The organism is Scopulibacillus cellulosilyticus (genome assembly GCF_042665295.1).
GTDB lineage: Bacteria > Bacillota > Bacilli > Bacillales > Sporolactobacillaceae > Scopulibacillus_A > Scopulibacillus_A cellulosilyticus.
Genome location: NZ_JBHTCO010000004.1, coordinates 55,703 through 81,676, shown reverse-complemented (window position 1 = coordinate 81,676; position 25,974 = coordinate 55,703). Strand labels below are relative to the sequence as shown.

The 25,974-nt window shown below is 37.6% G+C and carries 25 protein-coding genes; 7 read left to right on the top strand and 18 right to left on the bottom strand.

What is annotated here, in order from left to right:
• Nucleotides 1-33: 33 nt before the first annotated feature.
• The 10 genes from ACFQRG_RS03630 to ACFQRG_RS03585 form a co-directional block, all read right to left on the bottom strand.
• The gene (locus ACFQRG_RS03630) at nt 34-1,431 is read right to left on the bottom strand and encodes an MFS transporter (RefSeq protein ID WP_380963699.1); all 1,398 of its coding nucleotides are present in this window, start codon (nt 1,429-1,431) and stop codon (nt 34-36) included.
• A gap of 79 nt (nt 1,432-1,510) precedes the next feature.
• Nucleotides 1,511-2,647: an MGDG synthase family glycosyltransferase gene (locus ACFQRG_RS03625; RefSeq protein ID WP_380963696.1), complete on the bottom strand. Its 1,137-nt coding sequence runs from the start codon at nt 2,645-2,647 to the stop codon at nt 1,511-1,513.
• A gap of 423 nt (nt 2,648-3,070) precedes the next feature.
• Nucleotides 3,071-4,252: a NupC/NupG family nucleoside CNT transporter gene (locus tag ACFQRG_RS03620; protein ID WP_380963694.1), complete on the bottom strand. Its 1,182-nt coding sequence runs from the start codon at nt 4,250-4,252 to the stop codon at nt 3,071-3,073.
• 92 nt (nt 4,253-4,344) lie between these two features.
• Complete coding sequence (locus tag ACFQRG_RS03615; protein WP_380963692.1) at nt 4,345-5,286, bottom strand: nucleoside hydrolase; 942 nt, start codon at nt 5,284-5,286, stop codon at nt 4,345-4,347.
• A 227-nt stretch (nt 5,287-5,513) separates the two neighbouring features.
• Nucleotides 5,514-6,764, bottom strand: a complete 1,251-nt coding sequence (locus tag ACFQRG_RS03610) for a flavin-dependent oxidoreductase (RefSeq protein ID WP_380963690.1) — start codon at nt 6,762-6,764, stop codon at nt 5,514-5,516.
• Nucleotides 6,765-6,851: 87 nt separating this feature from the next.
• The gene (locus tag ACFQRG_RS03605) at nt 6,852-7,472 is read right to left on the bottom strand and encodes a DedA family protein (protein ID WP_380964942.1); all 621 of its coding nucleotides are present in this window, start codon (nt 7,470-7,472) and stop codon (nt 6,852-6,854) included.
• Between the two features lie 74 nt (nt 7,473-7,546).
• A complete protein-coding gene (locus ACFQRG_RS03600) occupies nt 7,547-7,972 on the bottom strand; it encodes a GtrA family protein (RefSeq protein WP_380963688.1) in 426 nt (141 codons plus the stop codon).
• Between the two features lie 4 nt (nt 7,973-7,976).
• Nucleotides 7,977-8,984 carry a glycosyltransferase family 2 protein gene (locus ACFQRG_RS03595; RefSeq protein ID WP_380963686.1) on the bottom strand — a complete coding sequence of 336 codons (1,008 nt, stop codon included), beginning with the start codon at nt 8,982-8,984 and terminating at the stop codon, nt 7,977-7,979.
• A 20-nt stretch (nt 8,985-9,004) separates the two neighbouring features.
• Nucleotides 9,005-10,693: a DUF6044 family protein gene (locus ACFQRG_RS03590; RefSeq protein ID WP_380963684.1), complete on the bottom strand. Its 1,689-nt coding sequence runs from the start codon at nt 10,691-10,693 to the stop codon at nt 9,005-9,007.
• 99 nt (nt 10,694-10,792) lie between these two features.
• Complete coding sequence (locus ACFQRG_RS03585) at nt 10,793-11,509, bottom strand: DedA family protein (RefSeq protein ID WP_380963682.1); 717 nt, start codon at nt 11,507-11,509, stop codon at nt 10,793-10,795.
• Between the two features lie 522 nt (nt 11,510-12,031).
• On the opposite strand from ACFQRG_RS03585, the gene ACFQRG_RS03580 reads away from it, so the two are divergent.
• The 3 genes from ACFQRG_RS03580 to ACFQRG_RS03570 all read left to right on the top strand — a co-directional run bounded on the left by ACFQRG_RS03580 (nt 12,032) and on the right by ACFQRG_RS03570 (nt 14,837).
• On the top strand, nt 12,032-13,336 hold the full coding sequence (locus tag ACFQRG_RS03580; protein ID WP_380963680.1) for a VTT domain-containing protein: 1,305 nt from the start codon (nt 12,032-12,034) through the stop codon (nt 13,334-13,336).
• Between the two features lie 112 nt (nt 13,337-13,448).
• On the top strand, nt 13,449-13,757 hold the full coding sequence (locus ACFQRG_RS03575) for an ArsR/SmtB family transcription factor (protein ID WP_380963678.1): 309 nt from the start codon (nt 13,449-13,451) through the stop codon (nt 13,755-13,757).
• A 108-nt stretch (nt 13,758-13,865) separates the two neighbouring features.
• On the top strand, nt 13,866-14,837 hold the full coding sequence (locus tag ACFQRG_RS03570) for a cation diffusion facilitator family transporter (RefSeq protein ID WP_380963676.1): 972 nt from the start codon (nt 13,866-13,868) through the stop codon (nt 14,835-14,837).
• 90 nt (nt 14,838-14,927) lie between these two features.
• On the opposite strand, the gene ACFQRG_RS03565 is transcribed toward ACFQRG_RS03570, so the two are convergent.
• Nucleotides 14,928-17,066 carry a heavy metal translocating P-type ATPase gene (locus ACFQRG_RS03565; RefSeq protein ID WP_380963674.1) on the bottom strand — a complete coding sequence of 713 codons (2,139 nt, stop codon included), beginning with the start codon at nt 17,064-17,066 and terminating at the stop codon, nt 14,928-14,930.
• Nucleotides 17,067-17,525: 459 nt separating this feature from the next.
• On the opposite strand from ACFQRG_RS03565, the gene ACFQRG_RS03560 reads away from it, so the two are divergent.
• A complete protein-coding gene (locus ACFQRG_RS03560) occupies nt 17,526-17,753 on the top strand; it encodes a hypothetical protein (protein WP_380963672.1) in 228 nt (75 codons plus the stop codon).
• A gap of 137 nt (nt 17,754-17,890) precedes the next feature.
• Nucleotides 17,891-18,208 (top strand): hypothetical protein, encoded by a 318-nt coding sequence (locus ACFQRG_RS03555; RefSeq protein ID WP_380963670.1) that lies wholly within the window; start codon nt 17,891-17,893, stop codon nt 18,206-18,208.
• A 72-nt stretch (nt 18,209-18,280) separates the two neighbouring features.
• On the opposite strand, the gene ACFQRG_RS03550 is transcribed toward ACFQRG_RS03555, so the two are convergent.
• The 4 genes from ACFQRG_RS03550 to ACFQRG_RS03535 are packed head-to-tail and all read right to left on the bottom strand — an operon-like array spanning nt 18,281 to nt 21,137.
• Nucleotides 18,281-19,207 (bottom strand): manganese-dependent inorganic pyrophosphatase, encoded by a 927-nt coding sequence (locus ACFQRG_RS03550; RefSeq protein ID WP_380963668.1) that lies wholly within the window; start codon nt 19,205-19,207, stop codon nt 18,281-18,283.
• A 38-nt stretch (nt 19,208-19,245) separates the two neighbouring features.
• The gene (locus ACFQRG_RS03545; RefSeq protein ID WP_380963666.1) at nt 19,246-20,076 is read right to left on the bottom strand and encodes a hypothetical protein; all 831 of its coding nucleotides are present in this window, start codon (nt 20,074-20,076) and stop codon (nt 19,246-19,248) included.
• A 13-nt stretch (nt 20,077-20,089) separates the two neighbouring features.
• A complete protein-coding gene (locus ACFQRG_RS03540) occupies nt 20,090-20,596 on the bottom strand; it encodes an anti-sigma factor family protein (protein WP_380963664.1) in 507 nt (168 codons plus the stop codon).
• Nucleotides 20,589-21,137, bottom strand: coding sequence for an RNA polymerase sigma factor (locus ACFQRG_RS03535; RefSeq protein WP_380963662.1), 549 nt, complete (start codon nt 21,135-21,137; stop codon nt 20,589-20,591). Before ACFQRG_RS03535 ends, ACFQRG_RS03540 begins: the two co-directional genes overlap by 8 nt.
• 272 nt (nt 21,138-21,409) lie before the next feature.
• Between ACFQRG_RS03535 and ACFQRG_RS03530 the strand changes: the two genes are divergently transcribed.
• Nucleotides 21,410-22,573: an MGDG synthase family glycosyltransferase gene (locus ACFQRG_RS03530; RefSeq protein WP_380963660.1), complete on the top strand. Its 1,164-nt coding sequence runs from the start codon at nt 21,410-21,412 to the stop codon at nt 22,571-22,573.
• Between the two features lie 111 nt (nt 22,574-22,684).
• The gene (locus ACFQRG_RS03525) at nt 22,685-23,287 is read left to right on the top strand and encodes an undecaprenyl-diphosphatase (RefSeq protein WP_380963658.1); all 603 of its coding nucleotides are present in this window, start codon (nt 22,685-22,687) and stop codon (nt 23,285-23,287) included.
• A gap of 52 nt (nt 23,288-23,339) precedes the next feature.
• Here ACFQRG_RS03525 and ACFQRG_RS03520 read toward each other — a convergent pair whose 3' ends face one another.
• The 3 genes from ACFQRG_RS03520 to ACFQRG_RS03510 all read right to left on the bottom strand — a co-directional run bounded on the left by ACFQRG_RS03520 (nt 23,340) and on the right by ACFQRG_RS03510 (nt 25,974).
• A complete protein-coding gene (locus ACFQRG_RS03520; RefSeq protein WP_380963656.1) occupies nt 23,340-24,191 on the bottom strand; it encodes a metal ABC transporter permease in 852 nt (283 codons plus the stop codon).
• A gap of 18 nt (nt 24,192-24,209) precedes the next feature.
• Nucleotides 24,210-25,094, bottom strand: coding sequence for a metal ABC transporter permease (locus ACFQRG_RS03515; RefSeq protein WP_380963654.1), 885 nt, complete (start codon nt 25,092-25,094; stop codon nt 24,210-24,212).
• A 121-nt stretch (nt 25,095-25,215) separates the two neighbouring features.
• On the bottom strand, nt 25,216-25,974 hold the full coding sequence (locus tag ACFQRG_RS03510; RefSeq protein WP_380963652.1) for a metal ABC transporter ATP-binding protein: 759 nt from the start codon (nt 25,972-25,974) through the stop codon (nt 25,216-25,218).

The following is a 25,974-nucleotide window of genomic DNA, read 5'->3' as shown; positions in this document are numbered from 1 at the left end:
AAAATATCTCTATAGCAGTTGTCCCTAAAGACCTTAATCCTTTTCAGACCTTTCAATCAATGTTTCTTTTACGCGATGTATATCTGAAACATTATGTTTTGCCATTTTAATATAGCATAGTGCCGATGGAATAAGGAAAATTTGCAGTAATGATAAGGTGATGATATAGCTGTACGGCTCCTTTAGATGTATAGAAAAAACGCTTATCAAAATACTGACACCAATGTTTCCCAATGATCTTCCTAAACTGTTGGAAAGGTTAGCAACACTGAAAGCTGTTCCTCTGTGCTCCGGAAGATTAACATCGGTTATAAGGGCCAGCCAGTTTGGCGTGTTTGCCGATTGAGCAGCAGAAGCGAGAAACGATAAAATGAACAATAAAGTAATCCATGGATTTGTAAGTATTTGCTTCACCAAGCCTATTAAAATAAAAAAAGCATTATGTCCCGCCGGCAAGGATAAGTTGGTCATTGGAACAATGAACATTAAAATATAAAAGGGAATGGTAAGAAATACAAAAACAGATGATAAATAAGCCCTTCCCTTTCGATTTTTCTTTTGAAGCTTGTCCCCAAGATTACCGAACAACATAGAGATCGTTCCGCCAAGCTGAAAGATGCCATAAAGATATCCTGAAGCAGCCATTGCTGTTCCCATCGCATAGCCTTCCTGCTGGATTTTGAAAATATATAATGTTGGCAGCCAGATAAGACTGCCAATGGCTATATTAAATAAAAAAGCCTGCAAAAACAGGTAACGGTTGCTTCCCTTTAAAATGATAGGTAAAATCTGTTTAGTTTCTATAATATAATTATAAGAATAGCCTTCCTTCATAAGCCCTTGCAGCTCAGGCTCTGATCCGCCTCTTGGCGGTTCTGCAACAAAAATATAGAGTATAATTAAAAGAAAACCTATACAACCCACAATATAAAAAGGGGTTCTCCAACCGGCAGAAGGGGCTATTAAAGACGCTAATAAAGAGCCGGCAATGCCGCCCAACCCTTGTGTCATTCCCCAAAGACTTAAAATCATGCCGCGCATTCTGCTTGGAATACAATCAGTTAAAACACTGAATCCCACTGAAGCAATACACCCCAAACCTATGCCGGTTAATATTTGAAATAATAAAAGCTCTATGTAATTTCTGCTAAGGGCCGTTAAAAATACTGATAATACCCATATTAAAGTTCCAATAAAGATAAGCCTTTTCCGTTTGAATTTTCCGGAAAGGTACCCCCAGTAAAGGGAGGAAAGGGCTGTAACCAAAATATTAAGAGCTGATATAATCCCCATTGAGCTGACATTTGTATGCAAGTCTTTAGCTATAGACTTAAAAAGCGGGGGAAATAACCCGATAATGATATTATCGAATGCAGCTAGTGCGATATAAACAACAATCGTATAAATGATTTTAGCTTTTACAGTTTTCAAGAGTGATTAATCCCCTTTAGCAATACCCCTTTAGTCAAGAAAGTTTTTCTTATGGCAATTTTCCGATCAGCATTCGTTTTTAACTGTAAGAGGGTACTGCAGCAGTTTCATAAGAACGATCTTCAACTTGTAATAAGAGCTGAAGGATATCTTCCGCTGCATGAGAATTGATAAATTTCCTTTGGCAGGTTTTAATATCATTTAATTTTTCCCCATTATTTGCAAGCAATTTGTTTATTATACTTTTTATTTCATTTGCATTCTTGCATACTACGCCTAAATTATATTTTTCAGCAAAAGCAGGATTGTCCTCCTCCTGGCCGGGTAAAGCCCCTGTAATGATTATTGGTGTATTCGAAGCAATCGCTTCAAACATCACATTAGGACTGCCTCTGGTAAAGGCAATATCGGAATCAAACATAAGGTCCTGAATATTTTTAGTGAAACCGAAAATCTCAACTTTGTCTCCATATCGGCTTTTAAGCGTTTGCTCCAACTTTGCTTTAAGCTTAGCGTTTCTTCCTGCGACGATTTTAATGGTGCAATCAAAGTTATCAAGCAAATTTTTGGCTATGTTTTGCATATTGCCAACACCCTCGCCGCCGCTCATGATCAAGCATTTTAATGGAGTACCTTTTTTTAAAATGAAATTTCCTGTGTCTCTGTGAAATCTGGAACGAACAGGAAATCCCGAAACTTTTATATTCTCTGCAGGGATACCAAACTCTATACACTTATCTCTTGCTTCAACGGTTGGACTAATAATATAATCGGCTCTTTTATCGGCCCAAAGCGGATAGATGTTGACAAGATCAGCTATGAGAGTAACAAAAGGTATTTTAATCCTTTGTTTCTCTAAAATATTTATGACGGAACCATTAAAATTTGGATGAACCGATAAAATGAGATCAGGTTTGACCTCATCTAATAATTGCAAAAAATCGTTTTTTATCTGAGACTCAATAAATTGGTTAACAAGCGATGGCTTAAGAGACGAAAAATGCCATATCATTTTCCATAAGGTTCCGGACATCCTGGTTATTGGTCCGTATGATTTACCAATATTCATAAGAAATTGACCGCCCATAGAGAAGCCGTCTATGACATGTATTTTAACGTCATGATTTTTTCTAACTTTTTCACATATTGATTCTGTGATACTTTTATGGCCGTGCCCAGTATTATCAGATGAAATAATTAGGATATTTTTAGTCATATGACTCTGCCTTTCCTTCTTTTATTATTATAAAAAGCTTACTTGAGCTGTCTAATCCTTATTCACTTTTTACCTCTGTGACTAATATGATGAATAATGTGCCATTGTTCAAAGTCTTCCTTGACCTCTTGCCAACAGCTGCTTCTCCCCCTCTTAAAAAGGACGGCAAATTAGAAATAAAAGTTCATAGACGTTTATAATTAATATAAACAAAAGTACAAATGATACCCTATTAACTTTTTTATACTTTTAGTATTCGGCAAGTTTTCTTTATTACGGAAACAGAAAGTAAAAATAATCCTGTTTATAATCTTTTTTCGATGACATACTTTTATACATGTTATTTATTTTCAGCATAAAACCATTGGAAGTAAATGCAAAAGAGTCCATAAGATCATGAATCTTATGGACTTTTATAATTAACTATATCATAACTCCCACTATGATTGCTGATAAAACACTAACTAATGTTGCACCATACAATAATTTCAAACCAAACTGCGCCACTTGATTCCCCTGTTTGTCACTGATTCCTTTTGTTGCGCCTGCTATATTACCAATAGACGAGAAGTTGGCAAACGAAACAAGAAATACTGAAATAATGCCAACAGTACGCGCGGACAGGTGTTGCTGAACTTTTGTTAAATCAATCATAGCAACAAACTCATTTGTGACAAGCTTGGTAGCCATAATATTGCCGGCCTGCACAGCATCGTGCCAAGGTATACCCATGACAAATGCCAACGGTGAGAAAATATAACCTAAAATTTGTTGGAACGTGATATGGAAGAAAAACGAGAAAAGATTGTTTATCGCTGCCATAAGCGCAACAAAGCCAATAAGCATTGCAGCAATAATAACCGCCATTTTAAAACCGAGTAAAATATACTCCGTTAACATTTCAAAGAATGACTCTTTTGCTGCTTCATTAATTTCTAAAATATCTTCCTCTTTACTTATTGTATACGGATTAATAATATGAACAATAATAAAGCCGCTGAAAAGGTTTAGAACAATCGCAGTTACAACGTACTTTGGTTCAATCATTTTCATATACGAGCCGACGATAGACATTGAAACCGTTGACATTGACGAGGCACAAAGTGTGTATAAACGGTTTTTTGGCAGCTTGCTTAATTGATCTTTTACGGTAATGAATACTTCCCCTTGACCAACGATTGCCGCTGCAACAGCGTTATAAGATTCTAATTTTCCCAATCCATTGACTTTACTTAATAACCAGCCGACACCCCTGATAATAAGCGGTAAAATTCTTAGGTACTGTAAAATGCCAATGATGATCGCGATAAAAATAATCGGCAATAAAACGTTTAAGAAAAAAGGTGCTTGTCCTTTATTGGCCAGCCCGCCAAACACAAAGTTAATCCCCGCCCCGGCAGTTGCTAATAAATTAGCAAAGAAATCAGATAAGCCTTTTGCGAGTATTGCTCCAAATCTCGTACTCAGCAATATATAAGTCAGAATTAATTCTATAATAATCATAATTATAATTGGCTTGTATTTAATCTTTTTTCGGTCACTGCTTACAAGAAGCGCAAGCAAGTAAACGACAACAAGCCCCACTATAAACATTACTATTTTCATTAATTATCCTCCTATGAAGCGTTATAGTCACCAAAATCCGGTGATACGGTTTTATTTTTCTCTGATCAATTAACCTTGTCCATTACCATTATTTACTCACTATGTTTTTTTAATAACTCAATGATGTAGTCAAAGAAATCGTCTGCACACACATCATATACGAGCTGTGCCGATCTCCCTTGTTCACTTTCTTCTGTGCGGCCTTGACTTGGTCCGTCTGTATGAACAATACTTTTAACTGTTTTTTGTTTAACTAATTCCGGTTTACCAATAAAGGCTGTAGTCAGTACATCCCACAAAAAATAGGTTGAATTCGTCACAAAATGCACAAGAGGCGGTACCATCGCGTAACATTGTCCAACAAAATCAATGGCCGGGTATTTACGAAGAGAAGCCCAACGATCTCGCACATCTATTGTAAGCGGTACTTGATTTGTACTTTCTAAAGCAATCATGTCAACCTCAATATCAGATTCCCAAACGCGCGCTGCTGCTTGCGGATCCCAAAAAGCGTTCCATTCCGCCGTTCCATCATGCTCAGGCTCATGCACGTTTCCTTCTTGTAAAAAAGTGCCCCCCATCCATACAAGTTTTTCAATTTTCTCCTCAATGTCAGGAGCCGCATCTAATGCGCGGGCTAAATCAGTAAGAGGCCCGGTAAACAACAGCGTGGTTTTATCTTGATTCTCTCTTATTTTTTCGATCATATGTAAGTGTGCCGGCTGAGAAGCTAAGGGTGTTTTTACTTCTTTTTGTTCATTTAAAATAGGAAGTGCATCAACATACCAAGCATGCATACGCCAATCAGCCGGAAACGGATTTTTCCCGCGTGAATCAGATTGTGCTACCTCTATGTCATACTTTCCAAATCGATCAATAATTTTTCTGCTTGCCGATACAGCGGGAACCAGATAACAGTCGGCAGGGATGACAGATACGCCGATGACCTCAACGTCTTCCATTTGTGTCAGCAGCAATAACGATACGAGATCATCGACACCGCCATCATGATTAAAATATACTTTTTTTGTCATAAACCTTCTCTCCCTCGCAAAGGATTATTGAATACGCTTTTTCATTTGTATCAAGGTCTACTATAATTCAACTTTCTCCATTAATCCATACAAATATGACTTTTTTATATAAAATTCGACAAGTTTTTTAATCTTTACTTTTTTATAGAAAAGGTTATCCTGATATTTTACATAAAAAACAGCCTCCCCCAACTTTAGAGTTGAGAGAGGCCTTAAATGTTAGAAAACTAACGAGCATTAAGCGTCTCTTTGTCAAATCCGGCTAATTGCTTGTACTTATTAGAAATAGCCTCCAGTTCCTTGCGTGAGATAACCTCATTAATATCAGTAAACCCATTTGGCGCCCGGTCTTCCACTATCTGCATGGCACGCTCAGGTCCCAGCTTCCGGTTGCTTTCTACAATGGAAGCAGTTGTTTCCAGCCGGGCAGCTTCGTATTGCCTGAAAGCGGTTTTCACATCTGGTTGATTAAGCAGAGCTTTCGTTAAGGCCTCAGCATCAAGCATGGCTTGAGAAGCACCGTTCGACCCGATAGGATACATAGGATGAGCAGCGTCGCCAAGCAAAGTTACCCGTCCAAAACTCCAACGAGGCAGCGGGTCACGGTCTGTCATTGGAAATTCGTAGACAGCTGAAGCCGCATTGATGATCTTAGGGACATCCAGCCAATCAAATCTCCAATTTGAAAATGATGGAGCAAAATCCGCCTTATTGGCTTCACGATTCCAATCCCTTTTAGGAGGCACATCGCTATTGATACGCAGTTCGGCAATCCAATTAATCAGTGCCTCCCCTTTATTTTCTTGCTGGGGACGAAGCGGATAAGCAACAAACTTTTGTTTCAAATGGCCTATCATAACCATAGAGCGGCCGGTAAGAAAGGAAGGACATTTACTGAGGCCCCGCCACATGATGTTACCGCTGAATTTCGGCGGACCTTCGTCAGGATAAAAGCTGCGGCGAACAGCAGAATGAATACCATCAGCTCCAATCATGCAATCGGCTCTATATGAACCTATTTGTCTGCCCGTTTTACGATTTTCAAAATGGGCTGTAACTCCGTTTTCGTCAGCATGAAATGATGTTAAATGATGCCCGGTTTTTATCGCATCCTCACCTAATCGTTGTTTTGTAATCCGGAGAAGCAGCATCTGCAAACGGCCTCTATGAACGGCGTATTGAGGCCACTTGTAACCGGCAGCCTTCCCGCGCGGCTCTTGCCAAATTTTTTGTCCAAATTTATTACAATAAATGAGCTCAGACGTTGGCAGCCCTTCTTTAGCAAGTTCATCCGATAAACCAAGATGAGTCAGAACACGGACAGCGTGCGGCAGCAAATTAATACCTACACCTAATTCACGAATATTTTCAACGCTTTCAAATACACGGACAGAGAATCCGGCTTTATGAAGATTTAATGCCGTCACCAGTCCTCCGATACCGCCTCCAATAATCATCACGTTGTCACTTTTTGGCATAAGCATTCCTCCAATAAGGGTAAGATTTTAGCTTCGGTATTTAAATCTTATCATTATATTCAGATTATTCATACCCATACGGAATTTTTACTCCAGCCGTCTTTTGCGTATTGTCTTAACAACAATTCGTGCTGCCAATGCAATAATTAACAGGACAGCAATATAACTGAGCGGTTTAAGATACTGCTGAGCTTCCTCCCAATGCTGTCCTAACTTCCAGCCAAGGTAAGTGATAACAATATTCCAAGGAATACAGCCCAAAAGAGTAAAGGTTAAAAAACGCTTAAATCTCATTCGGACAACCCCGGCAGGCAAAGAGATAAAAGTTCGAATAACCGGTAACATCCGTCCGAAAAAAGTTGCCCAATCTCCATATTTATTAAACCAACGATCAGCAGTATCTAAATGTTTCTTATTAATCAATACGTATTTACCGTATTTCTCCAGAAAGGTACGCCCGCCTTTCTTTCCAATCCAGAAAGTTAAGATTGATCCAGTTAAATTTCCCAAAACGCCTGCCAAAACTACAAGCCAAAAAGTTAATTTCCCTTGCACGGCTAAAAATCCGCCAAAAAGTAAAATAACCTCACTCGGCAGTGGAATACAGGCACTTTCAATTGCCATCCCAAAAAAGATCCCCCAATAACCAAATGCTGTAATTAAGTCTGTTGTAAAGGAGCCAAGCCACTCCGTAATTTGATGCAACATGATAATCAATTTCCTCTCCCATAACATACGGCTTCATATATTTTCTTCCTAAAAATAAAAATCACTTTTACCTCTTAAGTCCTTATATTCTTTTTAACATTCTTCTCACTATTATTTTGAAATACAATAAACTTTTGTCCAAAGTAGTTGGTGACCGTGTATAGAACTGCGCCTAACAAAGCGGCTGCATCATCTCTTGGAAATGTGTAAAAAAACTTTGAAATCCAAGTGGAGATAACCATGCTTAAATAATAGGAAATAATATAACAGGATCCCACCACAATGATGAAAAGAAAGCCGCTCTTACTGATAGATTTATTACTTTTAAACGTGTATCTTCTATTTAACGTGTAACTGACTATTGCACCAATCGTATTGCCAATAGCTGTTGATAAAAAGTATGAAAATCCAAGCACATGGAGGCATAAAAACATGATTGAAAGTCCGATGATTGTGTTAAAAACACCAACCAAAAGAAAACGGAAAAAAGAACGGTTCATTTAATCACCACTTTTCCACCTCAAAAACCCCTTGTTTTTGATGCGGGAGGCTTGCTTTTTCATGTGAATATAGGTCTGTTTCAATTGCATATTTTGGCCGCCTTTTTGTTTCATTGAAGATTTTTCCTATATACTCTCCGATTAATCCTATCCCCATAAGCTGTAAGCCGCCGATCAGCCAAATCGAAATCATTAGCGATGTCCAGCCTGACTCGGTATGTCCAAGCAATTCTTGAATAAAAGCGTAGCCGGCAGCACATATACTTAACAAGGAGGAGAAAGCGCCTATCAAAGTAACCAATCTAATCGGTGTGACACTAAACGATGTGATGCCGTCAAAGGCAAATGACAGCATTTTCTTCAAAGGATATTTAGAAGTTCCTGCAAATCGTTCTTTCCGGTCATACATGACTTTGGCCGATTTAAAACCAATAAGGGGAACGATCCCGCGCAGAAATAGATTAGCTTCCTGATAATGACTTAACTCATCAAGCGCACGTTTCGACATCAAACGAAAATCAGCGTGATCCGGGATCAGGTGAATGCCCATTTTACGCATCAAACGGTAAAAACCTCTCGCTGTTGACCGTTTGAAAAAAGTATCTGTCTCCCGTCTTTTGCGAACGCCGTATACGATGTCATATCCTTCATGGTATTTAACGATAAAATCCTTGATAACTGAGATGTCATCTTGCAGATCTGCATCAATCGAAATCACACAATCCGACATGTTTTTTGCTGTTTCAAGCCCAGCCAAAAGGGCATTCTGATGCCCGACGTTACGGGAAAGCTTTATCCCTGTTACATAATCATTTAACGAACTCTCTTCCTCTATTAAAGACCATGTCCCGTCACTGCTTCCATCATCAACAAATAGGATTTTACTTTTGGAATCTATAAAAGTTTGTTCTTCTAAATTTTTCAAAACGGAAGATAGTTGTTTTGCCGTCTCCTTGAACACTTCTTCCTCATTAAAACATGGAACGACAATCGTTAATATTGGGTATTTCACATTGATCACCTCGGGTACCTTTATTTCGCTTTATAAAGATAGATTTTCCAAACTGACTGTGAATCGGTAAAAGATCTCATAAATTTAAGCCCATCCTGCTTAGCATTTACAATCGGAACAGCTGAAAAGATATACTGGCCGCCTAATTTCTTAAAAGCATGCATATTTAACTGCAAGTGATAAATTTTCTTAGAAGAATCCTTTTCAAACATATAATTTTTTCCTAATTCAGCCGCGAAAATATAACATCTTCCGCCCCAATCATCGAAGTAATCTCTTAACGTATGATTCTTATCCAGTTCCTTTGCGATTATTTTCCGGAACTGATGTTTATATGTAAGAGGATAAAAATTGTTATAAGTATCAATCGTATAGAAACCGTTATATTGAGCAATGGACGGATGAAGTCCAATACTTGCGACACGATAGGAACTTTTTGGCTTTCCAATATAATGATCAATTTTTTCAAATAAGTGCGTTGAGTAAAACTGTTTGACAGACGGATAACCTATGACTCTATAACGAATTTCCTCGTTATAACAGAACAGTAAAATTAATTGAAGCGATAAAAAAATAATCGCAATCTTTTTCCAAGCCTTCCTCCTATGCCAAAGAAACCGGCACGCCAACGCAAAAGAAAGATAGATAACTATAGGATGCAAAAAATGAAATCTGGAAAAATTGAATGTATCTAAAAGCGAAATTTTTTCTTTGATCGGCTGCCAGCCTTTGTAAAACCAAAAAGCATACCAGACAGACAAAAGAAAATTTAACACCATGAGATAGACGAAATATTTCTCTTCTTTCCACGATCTTTCTTTAATTATCAAAAATAGAACAAGAAATAATACAGGCAATATAAAATAGGTGTGCAAGGTCATCACATGGGTATGGCCCATAAAAAAGTTTTTAAAGACCAGGCGTATCGTATCCCAGAACCCATTTGTCGATTCCACAAACTCATTTCGGTTCGTCGGCGGCTGCGGTATTAAAAGTGAATAAACCAGTCTATATTCAACTAAAAGATACAGCGCCGTCATATAAGCAATACTTAATAAAAAACGCAAATGCCATTTTCTTTTAACAATTAAATCCCGCAGCCAAAGGAAACCTACTGCAGTCAGAAAAAAGAAAAAGCCTAGTACAAAACTCGAATATAGCGGCAATAATGTAAGCGTCAGCCAATCCTTCCATGTCGAATTCTTTGCTCTAATATTGAGAAAAGCCCACAGTGCCAAGGGCATGCCCAAGGTGCTTAACATTCCGGATGGCCAGAAAGGGGTCAATGCAAAGGCAAGTGATACACCTATACGTATAAATGATAGTTTTTCTTCTTTGATAAAGTACGTTTTTAACAATAAATACATACCAATGAAGGCAAATACTCTTGTGATCGTTTGACTTATAGCATACGCCGTCATTGTTGGAAATAATGCATATAACCAAACGATCCCGCTAAATTGCGAATCAAAGGCATTTCGCGGCAGCCCATTAATAATTTGCGGTATCGTTGCGTTAACATTCCCGAAAATCTCACCGCTTCTGGCTAGCACTTTATACCAAGTAATATTAGAATCGAGATTATCATGAATTCTTATATGCGCATTATCGCCCAATATATAAAGCGGCGAAAGATAAATGATGAGGATTAGAGCTGAAAATATAATATATTTAGTTTCCTTATTTAATTTCAACCAATATGACTTCATAGCAAACTCCTAAAATTGCTTTTGTAATAAAAGTTTGTAGACTTGATTAAAAGTTTGAGAGTACTGTTTTATCCTCTCAAACTTTTAATCAGTTTCCCTTCAAATGAATAATCGTTTCAACTTAACCGCTAATTTAATAACGAGACAAATGGTAATATACAATCCCGCCCGGCCCCGCTTGTGAAAGAAATTTATCAGCTTGTTTGCCACTGTCAGCCCGCTTGATATAATGGTTTGTTTATATTTTCGATAAAGGAAAAATATAACGGCAGCTAAAGCCGCAATGACACAAATGATAACAAGATATTTTTTGGCTGAGTTATAATACAAATCCCAACTTGGTCCTATAACTTTTCCTATAGATATAAACATCCCTGTCCATATAAAGGCGCCAATATAAGCATAAGGCGCATAGACGCGGAATGGAATTTTTGTAATTCCGGAGAAATAACCTGTGAAATGCCTGACACCGGGTATGAAATAGGCAATAATAATCACTTTATTTCCGGACCTTCTAAACCATTTTGACATTTTCTCCAAACGTTCGGGTCCTATATGAATCCGGTATCCATATTTTTCAAAAAATGGTGTGCCGAGTTTATATCCAATCCAATAGGATAATGTCATACCAGCCGAACCGCCGAGTCCAGCTGTTATAATGGTCATTATCCAATTTAAATGCCCTTCGGAAATAAGGACTCCGGAATAACTCATCAGAACTTCAGTTGGTAACGGCAAAGCCAATAATTCCAGCATTAATGAGACAAAAAGGACAACATAGCCATATTGATGCATATAATCCATAACAAAATTCACAGGTTGTCCCTCCTTCTTTGTTGTATTGTCCAGAACTTTTTATTATTAGGGTTCAACAATTTCTCTTCTTTGAATAAAAAGTGTTACATATTAAATGACCGACAGCTCAAAGCAAAAGTTCATTTTTTTAAAATTAGTTTCAGAGTGGTAATGATTTATCCCGGTGCAAACGTCCGTAAAACTCCCGCCTTAAAACTTAAATGAATCATTAAAGTTTAGGCGGGAGTTAACGGAGGTGCTCCTGCGCGATGATATAACAAAGAAGTTAAAGCAAAGCTCGTCGCAAATTGCACAGAGGCAATTCATGTAGTTGCTTCGCTAACACCCCGATAAGTTCAACTAACCATCAGTAGGGGATAAAAACAAAACCCCACTGATGGAAGTTTCACTTTATAACTATGTATTCGCCATTTGTTTTATTAAAGCCTATACATGGCAAGAATAAAGGCTATCTTTTTTTCATAATTTCAGGCTTTTAATCATGGATATGCGTAAATAAGAATGATGACATGGAGGAGAAATATGCAATTTATTACAACCTGGGTTGAGCATTATGGATATATCGTATTATTTATATCTCTTATGTTAGAACTCCTTGCCCTGCCGCTGCCTGGAGACTTCATCATGGGTTACGCAGGCGTTCTTGCATTTCAAGGGAAATTAAATTGGATACTTTGCATTGGCGTCGCAGCTTTAGGCAGTTGCATCGGCATGACTATCTCTTATTGGATAGGCTATAAATTAGCCCCTTTATTTTATAAACATGGACATCGGATACATATGGGGCCTGATAGATTAGAAAAAATGTCTCGCTGGTTTAATAATTTTGGGAACAAGTTATTAGTCATTGTCTGCTTTATCCCAGGGGTTCGCCATTTTACAGGATATTTTTCAGGCATTACTCATATTTCTTTTCGAAAATATGCGTTATATGCTTATATTGGCGCCTTTTTATGGACGGGCACTTTTATTTCTTTAGGTAAATTATTTGGACCGCAATGGGAACAGTTCCACAGTTCAATAAAAAAATATTTTTTAATTGGAAGCATTATTGTCATCATTATTTTGGCCTTATTCTATTTGTTTAGATATTATAAACTGCAGATCAAAGAATATATCATCTCTTTCTTGGGAAGGGGTGTAAAGCGATTTCACTCTTTGCGCCGGCTAAGGCTTCTGATTATTGGTGCAATGATTTTATTTATAGGTTTTATCTTTCTTATTGGCAGTTTGACTGAAAACTACTTAAATAATGAATTTAAACAATTTGATACAATCGTTATGACACTGATTTCTTTAATATTTGGTGAACGCTTTAAACACGTCATGAATCAATTCATTTTATTAACTTCTGTAAAGGTGCTTACTGTACTTATTGTTTTAACTTTTCTTTGGATTTTAATAAAAGGGAGAGAACGGTTCATCGAAGTAAGCTTTTTAATTATCGTAGTTATTGGCGGAGAAATTTATGAGGAATGTATAAGGCGTTTGTTTCATTATTTGCACCCTGTTCACCGCGCTTTAACCAAAAGTATTCTTTATCCGTTTCCCAGTGAACAGATGTTAACAGCCTTTATATTGTACGGTTTTTCTGCCTTTTTGTTGGTCAGGCATGCCAAAAGCGCATGGCTTCATACATTTGCATTTATTGCCTTTCTTATCATATTGCTTTTAATTGGATTAAGCCGAATATACTTTAAAATACAATACCCAAGTGATGTTGTTGCGGGTTATGCCTTTGGCGGAGTATGGCTGAGTCTAAACATCCTGGTCATGGAACTTTTCCGCTTTTCACACCGGCTTAAAAAGGTGAAGGCTATCTTATAATCAGTAAGAATTCAACTCCTAAACTAAGTTTAATCTTTTTATCATAAATGGAATGATGGTATGATTAAAATGTAATGATATTTTATATCATATGTGAAGTCAGGTGAACATTATGGAAAAACAACATATGGAATCGCTTCATGAAGAAACCCTTCAAACAGCTGCTCAAATTTTTAAAGCGTTGTCTGAACCGACACGAATAAAAATCTTGCATTTGCTCTATCAAAAAGAGTGTTCTGTCAATGAAATTTCTAAAACGCTTGATATGCTGCAATCAACTGTTTCTCATCAGCTGCGTTTTTTAAAGCAGCTGCGTCTGATAAAATCGAGGCGTGACGGCACCACCATTTACTACTCCCCTGATGATGACCATGTCCTGAACTTGTTGGAACAAACTTTAAAGCATGCTCAACATAATTGAAAAGACCTTGTTTATTGTCCTTTTTATCAGGATATCTATTTTTGTTAAACAAACGAATCATTTCTTTACCCCATGAGAAACTAAGCTTAAGTGAGGAGGGTAAAGATAATGAGCGCTCAAGACCATGCCCACGATCATAATGGTGTTTTCCATTCCCATGCACCGGCAGGCAAGATGCAAAAGGCTTTTTGGCTAACGATCCTCATTTTACTCGCTGAAGTCATTGGAGGGGTCATTTCCCATAGTTTAGCCCTGTTATCCGATGCCGGCCATGTTGTTACAGATTTAGGAGCCATAGGCTTGTCCTGGTTTGCTTTAAAACAGGCGGAAAAACCTGCTGATAAGACTCGTACTTTTGGTTACCATCGTGCCGGCATCCTTGCTGCTTTTATTAACGGGATCGCACTTATCGTGATTACAGTAGTTATTCTTTGGGAAGCATATAGACGTTTTCAAACACCCCATCCAATTCATTCAACTTGGATGTTTGTTGGCGCCGGTGTCGGATTAATTATTAATTTGTACTTAGGGCTTGGCATGAGAAAAGAAGAAAATCTGAATGTCAAAAGCGCTGTTCTTCATATACTTGGGGACGCTGCAGCCTCAGCAGGTGTCATTGTCGGCGGCATTATTCTTTATTTTACAGGCTGGTATGACATAGATCCTCTTCTAAGTGTTGGAATCGCTGTATTAATTGCTTTCAGTGCTTGGCGTATTGTAAGACAAACGATCGGTATTCTTATGGAAGGAACACCTGAAAATGTTGATTTAAATCAAGTCATAGCGGCTATCCGGTCCGTTTCGGAAATAAAAAATGTACATGATCTTCATGTCTGGAGCATTACAAGCGGAAAAAACGCGCTATCATGCCATATTGTCCTGGATGGTAATTTGACCGTTTCGGAAAGTCAAAAAATTATAAGAGAAGCGGAAGATAAACTTAAAGATCAAAATATCGATCATACGACTATTCAAATTGAAGATACAAACCATCCTCATAAAGACCTTATTCTATGTGATGATCCGCCTGATGCCAAAAAGAACGTTAAAAATCCCGACTTAAAGTTAAAAAGCACTTAAAAGCTTACTATGTAATTTTTGTAAAAAGCGGACTTTTTGAAAACGATTAGTGAAAAGCCAATCATGTCGACATGATTGGCTTCTTTGAAGTTATATATTTTTAACATTTAATACCCTCATAGCGTTTAATACGGCAAGCAGTGTCACTCCTACATCCGAGAAAACCGCTTCCCACATAGTTGCAATGCCAAATGCCCCTAATATAAGGAAGATTGCTTTGACCCCTAAAGCAAATATGATATTTTCCCAAACAATACCGCGGGTGCGTTTTGCAATACGAATAGCTGAAGAGATTTTATACGGTTCATCAGTCATAATGACAACGTCTGCTGCCTCAATGGCTGCATCAGAGCCTAAACCTCCCATTGCTATTCCCACATCTGCCCGAGCGAGAACAGGCGTATCATTAATACCATCGCCAACGAAAGCAATTTTTTCCTTCGGCGCTTTATGTGTTTCCAATTTTTCTATTTCTTCTACCTTATTTTGCGGTAATAATTCAGCATGTACTTCATCCAGTGCTAACTCTTGACCGACTGTATCTCCAACCGCTTTGGCATCACCGGTCAGCATAACTGTTTTTTTGATACCCAGTTCTTTTAAAGTACGGATTGCTTTAGCAGAGTCTTCTTTGACTTGGTCAGAAATCACGATGTAACCGGCATATTTCTTATTAACAGCTACATGAACAATTGTCCCGATTTCATTTGGCTCCTGAAATACAATTTGTTCTTTGTTCATAAACTTGGCGTTCCCGGCTAAAATCCCTTTACCATCAAAATTGACCTGAGTACCATGACCGGAGATTTCGTTATAAAGTTGTATATCTCTGTCCTTTATTTCTTTTCCGTACGCTGTTCGAATGGACTGAGCAATCGGATGGTTGGAATGAACCTCAGCAATTGCGGCGTATTCCAGCAATTGTTTTTTTGATATCGTTTCTGTTGGCTGAATATTTGTGACTTCAAAGACACCTTTTGTCAGGGTGCCTGTTTTATCAAACACTGCATATTTAACGGCATTTAAAGCTTCTAAATAATTACTTCCTTTAATGAGAATACCATTTTTTGAAGCTGCGCCAATCCCGCCAAAAAATCCAAGGGGAATGGAAATGACAAGGGCACATGGACAAGATATAACTAAGAATACTAATGCTCGGTAAATCCAATCAGAAAATGCCGCACCGTCAATAAATAGAGGCGGTATAAAAGCTAACGCAGCTGCAACAATGACGACGACCGGTGTATAGTAACGGGCAAACTTGGTAATAAAATTTTCTGTAGGCGCTTTTCGGCTGCTTGCATTCTGAACCAGCTCTAAAATTTTTGTTACTGTTGATTCTCCAAATTCTTTAGTAACTTTTACAGTTAGCATGCCGTTCTTATTAATAAAGCCGCTAAGAACATCACTTCCTGTTTCTACTTCACGCGGTACTGACTCTCCTGTTAAGGCAGATGTGTCAACCATGGAACTGCCATCCAGGACTTTTCCATCTAACGGTACTTTTTCACCAGGTTTTATCACGATAATATCACCAATTTTTACTTGTTCCGGTGACATTCGCTGTATATTGTTTCCGGCTTTTACATTTGCATAGTCCGGGCGAATATCCATTAATGCACCAATGGACTGACGAGAACGATTAACTGCCATGCTTTGAAACATTTCTCCCACCTGATAGAACAGCATAACCGCTACAGCTTCAGGGAACTGCCGAACAGCAAATGCCCCAATTGTTGCAAGAGCCATAAGAAAATTTTCATCAAATACTTGCCCTCTTAAAATGTTTTTTACAGCTCCTGCTACAATGTCGACGCCCACAATAATATATGCAATAATAAATAATCCCAGCTCTGCTGTATTCGAAACAGGCGCAAACATGCCAATTGCGGTGAGAACGGCGCCAATTCCCAAACGAGCCGCCATCTTTTTTGTTTGTTTATTGCCATGATCATGACTGTGACCGTGGTTATGCTCATGGTTGCCCGATTCCGAAACAACTTCCACCTCCGGTTCCAGCCGTTTAATGATTTTTGTTGCTTCTGATACAATGGCAGGTTCTTGTCCTTGATCAGTTTCTAATGTCAGTGTCTTAGTTACAAAATTAACGGAACAGGCAGAAACACCGGGTATTCCTTTTACGCCGCTCTCAATCTTCATGGCGCAATTGGCACAATCTAATCCTTCTAACAAAAATTCTCTTTTCACTTTTTGCTGCGGCTCGCCCATTTGTTCTCATCTCCTTCTCTCCCTTTGTATAAGCCGTGGAAAGATCATCCACAGTAAGGAGCTTCATCCGATTAAGTTCTGCTTTTAACAATTAAAAATTAATATCATCAATCAAATTTTATTTAGTTAATAAAGTCAAACTTCTATGTCAGTGGGGGTTTTGTTCATCCCCGCTGATGGTTAATAAAGCTGCTTTATGTAGAGGTAATTTTTGTGCTTTGCAACGAGAAGTTGTCAATAAAGCTTTTATAAATTTTAATATATGAACAATTAAACATATATTGTTTGACTTCATTATATGATCCCTTTCTTTCATTTGTCAATCCATTAACACATTATTAAAAATTAAACTTTTTACTGCTCCAGTACTGTAATTTTCTAATGTTAAGACCAAACGGCTTCTAACTGGAATACGTTAATGTTTAAATGCGAATGATAAGGAGAAGGAGGTGAAGGAAAATGGCTGAAGCTATTGAACATAAACATAATCATTACACATGGTCGCTATGGGTAGGCTGGATAGGAATTATTGTAGGAATTATTGCTTTTTTCGTCGCCCCTATTTGGCTCGGAATAGCTGCAATAATTTTAGGTATTATTGCATTGTTCGGTAAGTCTGTTGCTCTTGGATGGTGGGCAATTGCCATTGGAATTGTCGCTATAATTGTTCGATGGTTCTTCTTTTAACCATTTTCGAACGTAAACAAAAAAGTAAACATTTTCAAGCTCTGCTTTTCTTACTGGCAGAGCTTCATTTATTTCCAATTTTATTTTTATCTAAATGTTTTTAACTGGATATCCTAGACTTAATGGGGTGTTTAACAATGAAAAACTTTTGGCTTGGATTTTTGTTATGTATATTTTTAACAGGCTGCGGCCAACCGACTGTCTATGAATTAAATAAAAATGTTAAGGAAGCTGGAACGGCAATCACTAATAAGTCCTGGAGTAAAGCGGAAGAAGAAACAAGAAAGTTTTTAGATAACTGGATGTATGTCCGTTCAAACTACAGTCATAAAGACAGAAAAAAGTTAGAAAGGCTGACGGAAAATCTTGAGATGAGTTTGGCGGTTTCCAATAGTAAAAAAGCAAACGAAGATTGGAAAAAATTAAAGCATCAATGGGACTTAATGAATGATTAAATAAACGGATTGTCACTTAAAATATTTAAAGACACCTGAACTTTAAGTATTCAGGTGCCAAGAGTTCCCCGATTAAGCTAAAACTTGTGTTAAATTAGGAACAATTTGTTTTTTACGTGAAACAACATCTTTTAGAACAGCAGTATTATTGGCTAAAGTAACATTAAAAGCTTTTTCCACTGCAGATGCTTCATTGCCAAGTGCGATAGCCGTGGAATCATTGTTTAATATATCTGTTACCACTAATAAAAACAAATCTAATTTTTTCTCATCGATAACGTTTGCGATTGTTGTTTCCAACTCCGCTTGGCGGCTCATGACGTCATTCGTATCAACCGCATTAACTTGGGCAATTTCAACTTTGCGGGAACCCATTTGAAACTCTTTTGCGTCAAGAGAAATCAATTGATCAACTGATTTATCACTTAAATCAGCTCCGGCTTTTAACATTTCTAATCCGTAGCTTTCAGGATCGACGCCAGCAATTTTAGCTAATTCATGCGCAGCATCAATATCTTCTTGCGTGCACGTTGGCGATTTGAACAGCAATGAATCAGAGATAATCGCTGATAACAACAATCCAGCTACTTCTTTGCGGATTGTTACGCCATTTTCTTTGTACATTTTATTTAAAATTGTTGCTGTACATCCAACCGGCTCAGCGCGGTAATATAAAGGATCGTTCGTTTCGAAATTGGAAATACGGTGATGATCAATGACTTCTAATACTTTAACCTGATCGATATCATTTGCACTTTGCTGTCTTTCGTTGTGGTCGACTAAAATAACACTTTTCACTTCATTTGCGACAGTTTCAACTTGGCGGGGAGCTTCAACGTTAAAATGTTTTAACACAAACTGAGTTTCTTCGTTAATACCGCCTAAACGAACCGCTTCAGCGTTCCAACCTAGCTTGTTTTTCAATTCCGCATAGGCAATTGCTGAACAAATCGTGTCTGTATCGGGATTTTTGTGTCCGAAAATAAGTACTTTTTCCATTGCTCTACTCCTTTTAAATAAGTTCCATTTTAGAAAAGTTATCGCTTTCTAGTAGTTATTTTATCGAATATCCACTTCATTGAAAAGCCTAATGACAGCCAAGTAACAATAAGAAATATCACGAAACCAATTAACGGGAAGTTAAAGACTGATACAATCAGTATTGCACCAGTTAAAAATAACAGCCAATCAGGCTTATCATTTATCCCATTAATCCGTTCCGCAACTGCCTTACTCAACACAGCCATACCAATGATTAATGAAATGATAGTATAGAGCAAGAGAATCGCGCCAATCGGAATACCAATAATCGTAATTAATAATAACAGGGTTACCGCAATGATCGCTAAACTTGCAATAGCACCTGTCGCCATAAACCGGCCCACTTGCTTGTTAATGATGTCAGCGGGATTCAGGCGCTTTCTTAGAAGTATGCCTGCTAAAATGGTAATTAAAACTAACACAATGCTTCCGGCCAGTCTTAACAGCCAATTACCCAACAAAAGAACAATACCCAGAATCAAACTATTTTGCATCTTATTATTTAAATTTAATGACATGATATCTTCTGTTACATGAGCCCCGGCCTGTTGTTTAATCTGTCCGCCAACGACGAGAACAAATCCGTGAATATTTGCCGTACGTTTGATATCTAAATTCCCATTGATAACAATGACCGCGTTTTTTACTGAACCGCTGATATGCGCGTCGTTTCCAAATACAATGACATGCTCAACCTTTTGATGCTCAGGCACTACCGTTTCCTTGGATTTGATGATGCCTTTTTCTGCAGCAAAAGCAGGGTGAATCAGAAATGCAGCAAAAAATATGATCGAAAGGAAGCCTAAAATATAACGAGATTTTTTCATTTCACTCACCTTTTCACCCTGTTGTTTTCGTACCAAATAATCGTCTTACTGACCAACCTGAAATGACAATTAAGATCAATGTCACAATAATAAATGCTCCTAATAAATAAGGCACATCACTTACAATAACGAGCAACGCATGGGTAATTCTTGTACCGACAGCAAATAAAGTGTATACGACCCTTAGGCTGGCATATAGTATAGGCGATAATTTCAATAAAGCAAAGATAATGACTAATATTCCAATGACAAGAGCGGTACAGAACTTCCAACTAAAGGCTTTTCTGTTTTCAGCCTCTAATATTTGAATTTTCCTTATAACTTCTTGTTCAAAACCTATATCAGGAATCTCAATTGTTTTATATGCGGATAACATTTGTGTCTTAAGAAAGCGAAGATCTTCAACTTCCTCCCTGCATTGTTTGCATGTTTTTAAATGCTGCTCAACAGCCTTCCGCTCTTCGCTGTTTAATTCATCATCAATATATGGTGATAGAAGCTCTTCCACATATTCATGCATTTTCATCACCTCTCGTCATTTCTTTCTTTAGACTCGCCCGTGCTATATTAATCCTTGATTTAACTGTTCCGAGTGGGATATTTAATATGCCGGCAATTTCACTATAGGAATACCCTTGCATATCTCGTAAAATAAGTGCTGTTCGATGCTCTTCCGATAATGTTTGCAAAGCCTCATTAATTGTCAATTTAAGCTGTGTATTTTCCATATCTGATTTTGGATTGGACAACTGGCTGGTATCCTCATTATCTGTTTGAAAAACTAACTTTTTTTTATTTAATTTTTTGAGGCTATCATGACATAAATTTGTCACAATCCGCGTCAGCCACGAAACGAACGCGTATTCCTTTCCTAATTTAGGCAGATAAAAGTAAGCCTTCACAAATGCTTCTTGTGCAATGTCTTCTGCCTCCATCCGATCATTAACCATTGCGTATGCATGGCGGAAAACCTGTCCTTTATATCTTTTAACTAACTCTGAAAAGGCGTCTTGATTACCTCGCTTTGCTTGTTGAATTAATTGGAACAGTTCCTGATCCACACGTTTTCATCCTCTATCTTCGGTTCAAGTTCCTTTATTAAACCGGTTCTACATAAATGGACGTCTAATATACTTAAAAGGTTCATTTTATATCCTTCAATTTGACACAAAATATTAGCGATTTATTAATTTGGCTGCTGAAATTAAAAAAAATTATACTTTGACTAAACTTTTAATGCAGAATAACAGTCTATTAATATAAGCGGCTTTTTAAACAGGACTTTTAAATTTACTTTTTTCAACATATTTGCAATAAAAATGGAGTGAAAGACATGTCACATAACATTCTTATATTTACCGGTCACTACGGAGAAGGACATAAGCAAGCTGCCTTAGCTATTAAAGACGCTATTTATCATAAGTATACTGATGCTTATGTAACAGTTATTGACCCTGCAAAAGAAACACATCCATTCTTAGATTCAGTCAGCAGACGCTTTTTTATTAACAGTATGAAAATATTTCCTTCTATATATAATTATTTTTACGAAAAAACCCGTTATCTCAATTACTCCGGGATGATGTTAAAGGGACTAAACCGAATTGGCATTAACCGTGTCTTTGATTTGGTTTCACATATGGAGCCCGATGTCATTGTTTGTACTTGTCCAGTTGCAGCGGGAATCATTTCAACTCTCAAAGAGTACGGTTTAATTGATATTCCGACAGTTACAGTCATTACAGATCATACTGTTCACAGCTACTGGGTTTACCAAAATACCGATATTTATATCGTGGGCTCCGAAAGCGTAAGACAAGGGTTAAAACAATTCGGAATTAAGGATAAATGTATCAAAGTAACGGGAATACCTATTAATCCAAAATTTTTGGATCATTTTAATCAACAGGCCTTAAAGAAAAAATATAAACTCGCTGAAGATTTACCAACTGTTTTAATAAGCGGAGGCGGCTATGGGATTATCAAAGGGATCCTTTCTACATTAAAAGTATTAGAAAAAATTCCTTTTAAGATACAGTTAATTATAACTTGCGGACATAATCAGCGTCTCTATCAACGTATTAAACAGCATATTGGTTATTCAAAACACGACATTTTTCTTACCGGCTTCGTAGACTATATGGAGGAGTTGATGGCCGTTTCAGATATCATGATTACAAAAGCCGGAGGATTAACTGTTACGGAAGCTGTTACAATGGAACTGCCTATGCTTTTGTACAAGCCTATAGGGGGACAGGAACAAGACAATACAAAGTTTCTCATCAATAGAAAAGCAGCGCTTCTTGCTGAGGATGATAAGGATTTGTATGTAAAGATCATTGAAATGTTAACAAATCCAGAACTTATTACATCCATCCAAAATAATGTTCAAATGATCCAGCATCAAAAAAATGCAGCATCTCATGCCGCTCATGTCATTTTAAACATATTGTCAAAACAACCTAAAATTTTTCTTTCGGAGGAATACCTGTTATGACAACCTTATTTATAGGAAAACACCTCTTGGCGTTATTAATCCTGCTGACAATTTATATTTTGTGAAATGATGTTAAACATTCTTATCAAATAAAAAATAAAGGAGTATCCTATGAATCCATTTGATACAGCTGTCTATCATGCTATAAATAACTTATCCGGCCATGTTAAGTGGTTTGATGATTTAATGGCTTTTATTTCACAGTATGCCATAGAAATATACGGTGCTTTGTTTATCATATTTTGGTTTACTTTGCCAAGATCCAAAGTAGACAAAAGACAAACTTTAGTCGTGGCCTTTGTCGCTGGTGTATTTGCCCTGCTTATTAATTTTGTCATTGCTCATATATGGTACCGTCCGCGCCCGTTTGTGTCTTTGCCCAGCGGAAGTTTCCACCAGCTTATACCTCATGCTGCAGATGCTTCATTCCCAAGCGATCATGCATCAGGCAGTTTCGCGTTCGCATCAGCTACATGGGGCAAAAAGTCCAAATGGGTCAGTTGGTCTTTTACTATACTTGCCATTGCAGTCATGTTTTCAAGGGTTTATACCGGTGTTCATTGGCCAACAGACGTGATTGCAAGTTTCATAGTTGGAACAATTGCCGGCCGTCTGTCTTGGAGACTCTCACCGCTTCTCTATCCTGTAACAAAATTTGCCGTTAAAATATTCCGTCTTGAACCAAAAAAGAAAAATACGGATCATACTGTATAAAAATAACCCAGGCTGATTTTTAAGAGCCTGGGTTATTTTTTATATTGAACTTTTACATATTATGCCTGGAACTAATTCGATAAATATATTTTATACCTAAAACGAGCAGGAAGCATAACAAAGAGAAAGTAATAATAGCTCCCCCGGTTGCAATGCTTAAATAATATGATAAAACCAATCCTATCAAAACAGCAAGTTCCCCAAAGATAATCGCAAGGACAAGGACTGATTTAAAGCTTTTGCCGATAAATATCGCTGTAGCAATAGGCAGTGTCATAAGTCCGGTTACGAGCATGACACCGACTGCCTGAACAGACACCGATATAGTTAATGACATTATGACCATAAAAATTAAATCTATCCATTTTTTACGAATACCTGAGACTTGCGCATATTCTGCATCGAAAGTGATCAAGAGCAGCGGTCTGTAAAAGATTAAAAGAATAACAACGACAATAATGCTGATGGTCAGCGTGTTATTTAAATCACTTTGATTGACGGCAATTAAGCTGCCAAATAAGTAATTGAAGAAATCGGAATTAAATCCATGGAGGATACTGAAGAAGAGCGCTCCAAGTCCTGTACCCAAACTCAAAATAATTGGAATGCTCATATCAGAAAAATCTCTGAAAACCTTTCTTAACAATTCCACAAGAAAAGCTCCGATGAGAGCAAACACAGCTCCATAAATAGAAGGGTTAATCCCGCTTAAATAAGGGACAGCTGACCCAATTGTCGAGCCAATCGCAATCCCGGCCAGGTTCATTTGCGAAAGCGACTCGCTAATATGCGGCAGTCGTCTCGCAAAGATAAAAACGCCGACTAACGGTGTCACACATCCTACTATGATGCCTACTAAAAAGGCTGTTTTCATAAATGACAAATTTTGAAAGAACTCAATCACTTGACTTCCCACCAATAATTAAAATTTAACAGTTTTTTCTGTAGAATATTTGACCGGTTTTGAGTGACTTATCGTTTGAACGATTTTTTTAATCAGCAAAACTATCATAAATACTAAAAAGGCAATAACAACAATTGTTCCTCCTGTTGACCAATTAAAATTATAAGAAATCACCAGGCCGGATAATATATCAAACTCGGCAAAAATAATAGAATAAATGAACACTTGTTTAAAGCTTTTTGCCAATTGCATTCCTTTTGCGACCGGAATTGTCATCATCGCTGAAACGAGAAGGACGCCGACAATATTCATAGTGACAGAAACAACCAAAGCAATTGTAACCGTAAATAAAATTTCTACAACCTGTCTGCCCCGTTTAGAAACCAGTGCCCCTTCCTCATCAAATGTTAATGTCAAAAGCGGCTTATAACATAAAATCACAAATCCTAACACAAAAATGAGCACGATCAACACAACGATAAAATCTGTTTTAGATATTGTGACCAGGCTCCCGAATAAATAGCCGAATAAATCACTATTAAAAGCATTCGCCAAACTAATAAAGACAACACTTAACCCGATTGCCGATGCCAGTATAATAGGAATGACAAACTCTCTATAATAAGGATACAGTTTCATCAAGGGACGGATGCAAAATGAACCGAGTACTGAAAATAACATGCCGATATAAAATGGATTTAAAAAATTTAGAAACGGGAGGTACTTTTGTAAAGCAAGCCCCGCGGCAATACCTGACAAAGCCATATGTGACATGCCATCAGCCATTAAAGACATTTTACGCAAAACAATAAAAGCACCAATAACAGGACATAAAATGCCGATAAGTATCCCTGACAAAAAAGCATACCGTAAAAAATCAACTTGTAAAATTTCTAGCATCATTGTATTCACCCTTCTAATAGTAACAAAGCAACTGCCTGACTGCACTCCATTGCAGCTTTGCGACGAGAAGCGGTCATACTCCTTTGAATAAACGCAGGCGAAGGAGCAAAGTTATTCACCCTTAATGATGGTGTTCAAGCAATTCAAAATGCTGTCCGTAAGCATCAGACAAAATTTGTTGCCTGTTCATCTCAAAGTGTTTAGGATCTCCATGATAATAAAGGCGCTTATTGAGACAAAGCACTTTATCTACCTTGTTAGTAATCGCACCAATGTCATGAGAAACAAGTAAAATAGCTAACTTTTCTTTATGCATTGATTCTATTAATTCATAAAAGGCATTTTCAGATTTGGCATCAACGCCGACTGTCGGTTCGTCAAGAATGAGCAGCTTAGGATTCCGGACAAGCGCTCTGGCAATAAAGACCCGTTGCTGCTGTCCGCCCGACAGCCTGCCGATATTTTGTTTAGCATAATCCTCCATACCGACTTTCTCCAGCGCTTCCCAAACTTTTTGCCTTTCTTTTTTGCCAAACCATTTATAAAATTTCATTTGACTGTAAAGTCCCATTGAGACGACTTCAAAGACAGTCGCCGGGAAACCAGAATTAAAACTATTTGATTTTTGCGAGACATAGCCTATCCAAGACAGTTTTCGAAATTTTGAAAGAGGTTGGCTGAACAGCCGAACCTCTCCGCGATTCGTTTTAAGTAAACCAAGTATAATCTTAATAAGCGTTGTTTTTCCTGAACCATTCGGCCCGACTAATCCGACAAACTCACCAGGTTCAATTTTAAAATTAATATTTTCAAGTACAGGTTTTCTATCATAAGAAAAAGATACATTCTCTAAATCTAACACAGGTGTTTCAAACGTCAT

What these genes read in the sequence shown, in the direction of transcription:
- ACFQRG_RS03570 (WP_380963676.1), top strand. Translation starts at nt 13,866, where the DNA reads ATGAGCGCTCAAGACCATGCCCACGATCATAATGGTGTTTTCCATTCC.
- ACFQRG_RS03550 (WP_380963668.1), bottom strand. Translation starts at nt 19,207, where the DNA reads ATGGAAAAAGTACTTATTTTCGGACACAAAAATCCCGATACAGACACG.
- ACFQRG_RS03545 (WP_380963666.1), bottom strand. Translation starts at nt 20,076, where the DNA reads ATGAAAAAATCTCGTTATATTTTAGGCTTCCTTTCGATCATATTTTTT.
- ACFQRG_RS03555 (WP_380963670.1), top strand. Translation starts at nt 17,891, where the DNA reads ATGAAAAACTTTTGGCTTGGATTTTTGTTATGTATATTTTTAACAGGC.
- ACFQRG_RS03590 (WP_380963684.1), bottom strand. Translation starts at nt 10,693, where the DNA reads ATGAAGTCATATTGGTTGAAATTAAATAAGGAAACTAAATATATTATA.
- ACFQRG_RS03600 (WP_380963688.1), bottom strand. Translation starts at nt 7,972, where the DNA reads ATGAACCGTTCTTTTTTCCGTTTTCTTTTGGTTGGTGTTTTTAACACA.
- ACFQRG_RS03615 (WP_380963692.1), bottom strand. Translation starts at nt 5,286, where the DNA reads ATGACAAAAAAAGTATATTTTAATCATGATGGCGGTGTCGATGATCTC.
- ACFQRG_RS03525 (WP_380963658.1), top strand. Translation starts at nt 22,685, where the DNA reads ATGAATCCATTTGATACAGCTGTCTATCATGCTATAAATAACTTATCC.
- ACFQRG_RS03540 (WP_380963664.1), bottom strand. Translation starts at nt 20,596, where the DNA reads ATGCATGAATATGTGGAAGAGCTTCTATCACCATATATTGATGATGAA.
- ACFQRG_RS03610 (WP_380963690.1), bottom strand. Translation starts at nt 6,764, where the DNA reads ATGCCAAAAAGTGACAACGTGATGATTATTGGAGGCGGTATCGGAGGA.
- ACFQRG_RS03530 (WP_380963660.1), top strand. Translation starts at nt 21,410, where the DNA reads ATGTCACATAACATTCTTATATTTACCGGTCACTACGGAGAAGGACAT.
- ACFQRG_RS03560 (WP_380963672.1), top strand. Translation starts at nt 17,526, where the DNA reads ATGGCTGAAGCTATTGAACATAAACATAATCATTACACATGGTCGCTA.
- ACFQRG_RS03510 (WP_380963652.1), bottom strand. Translation starts at nt 25,974, where the DNA reads ATGACGTTTGAAACACCTGTGTTAGATTTAGAGAATGTATCTTTTTCT.
- ACFQRG_RS03580 (WP_380963680.1), top strand. Translation starts at nt 12,032, where the DNA reads ATGCAATTTATTACAACCTGGGTTGAGCATTATGGATATATCGTATTA.
- ACFQRG_RS03575 (WP_380963678.1), top strand. Translation starts at nt 13,449, where the DNA reads ATGGAAAAACAACATATGGAATCGCTTCATGAAGAAACCCTTCAAACA.
- ACFQRG_RS03620 (WP_380963694.1), bottom strand. Translation starts at nt 4,252, where the DNA reads ATGAAAATAGTAATGTTTATAGTGGGGCTTGTTGTCGTTTACTTGCTT.
- ACFQRG_RS03565 (WP_380963674.1), bottom strand. Translation starts at nt 17,066, where the DNA reads ATGGGCGAGCCGCAGCAAAAAGTGAAAAGAGAATTTTTGTTAGAAGGA.
- ACFQRG_RS03625 (WP_380963696.1), bottom strand. Translation starts at nt 2,647, where the DNA reads ATGACTAAAAATATCCTAATTATTTCATCTGATAATACTGGGCACGGC.
- ACFQRG_RS03605 (WP_380964942.1), bottom strand. Translation starts at nt 7,472, where the DNA reads ATGTTGCATCAAATTACGGAGTGGCTTGGCTCCTTTACAACAGACTTA.
- ACFQRG_RS03515 (WP_380963654.1), bottom strand. Translation starts at nt 25,094, where the DNA reads ATGATGCTAGAAATTTTACAAGTTGATTTTTTACGGTATGCTTTTTTG.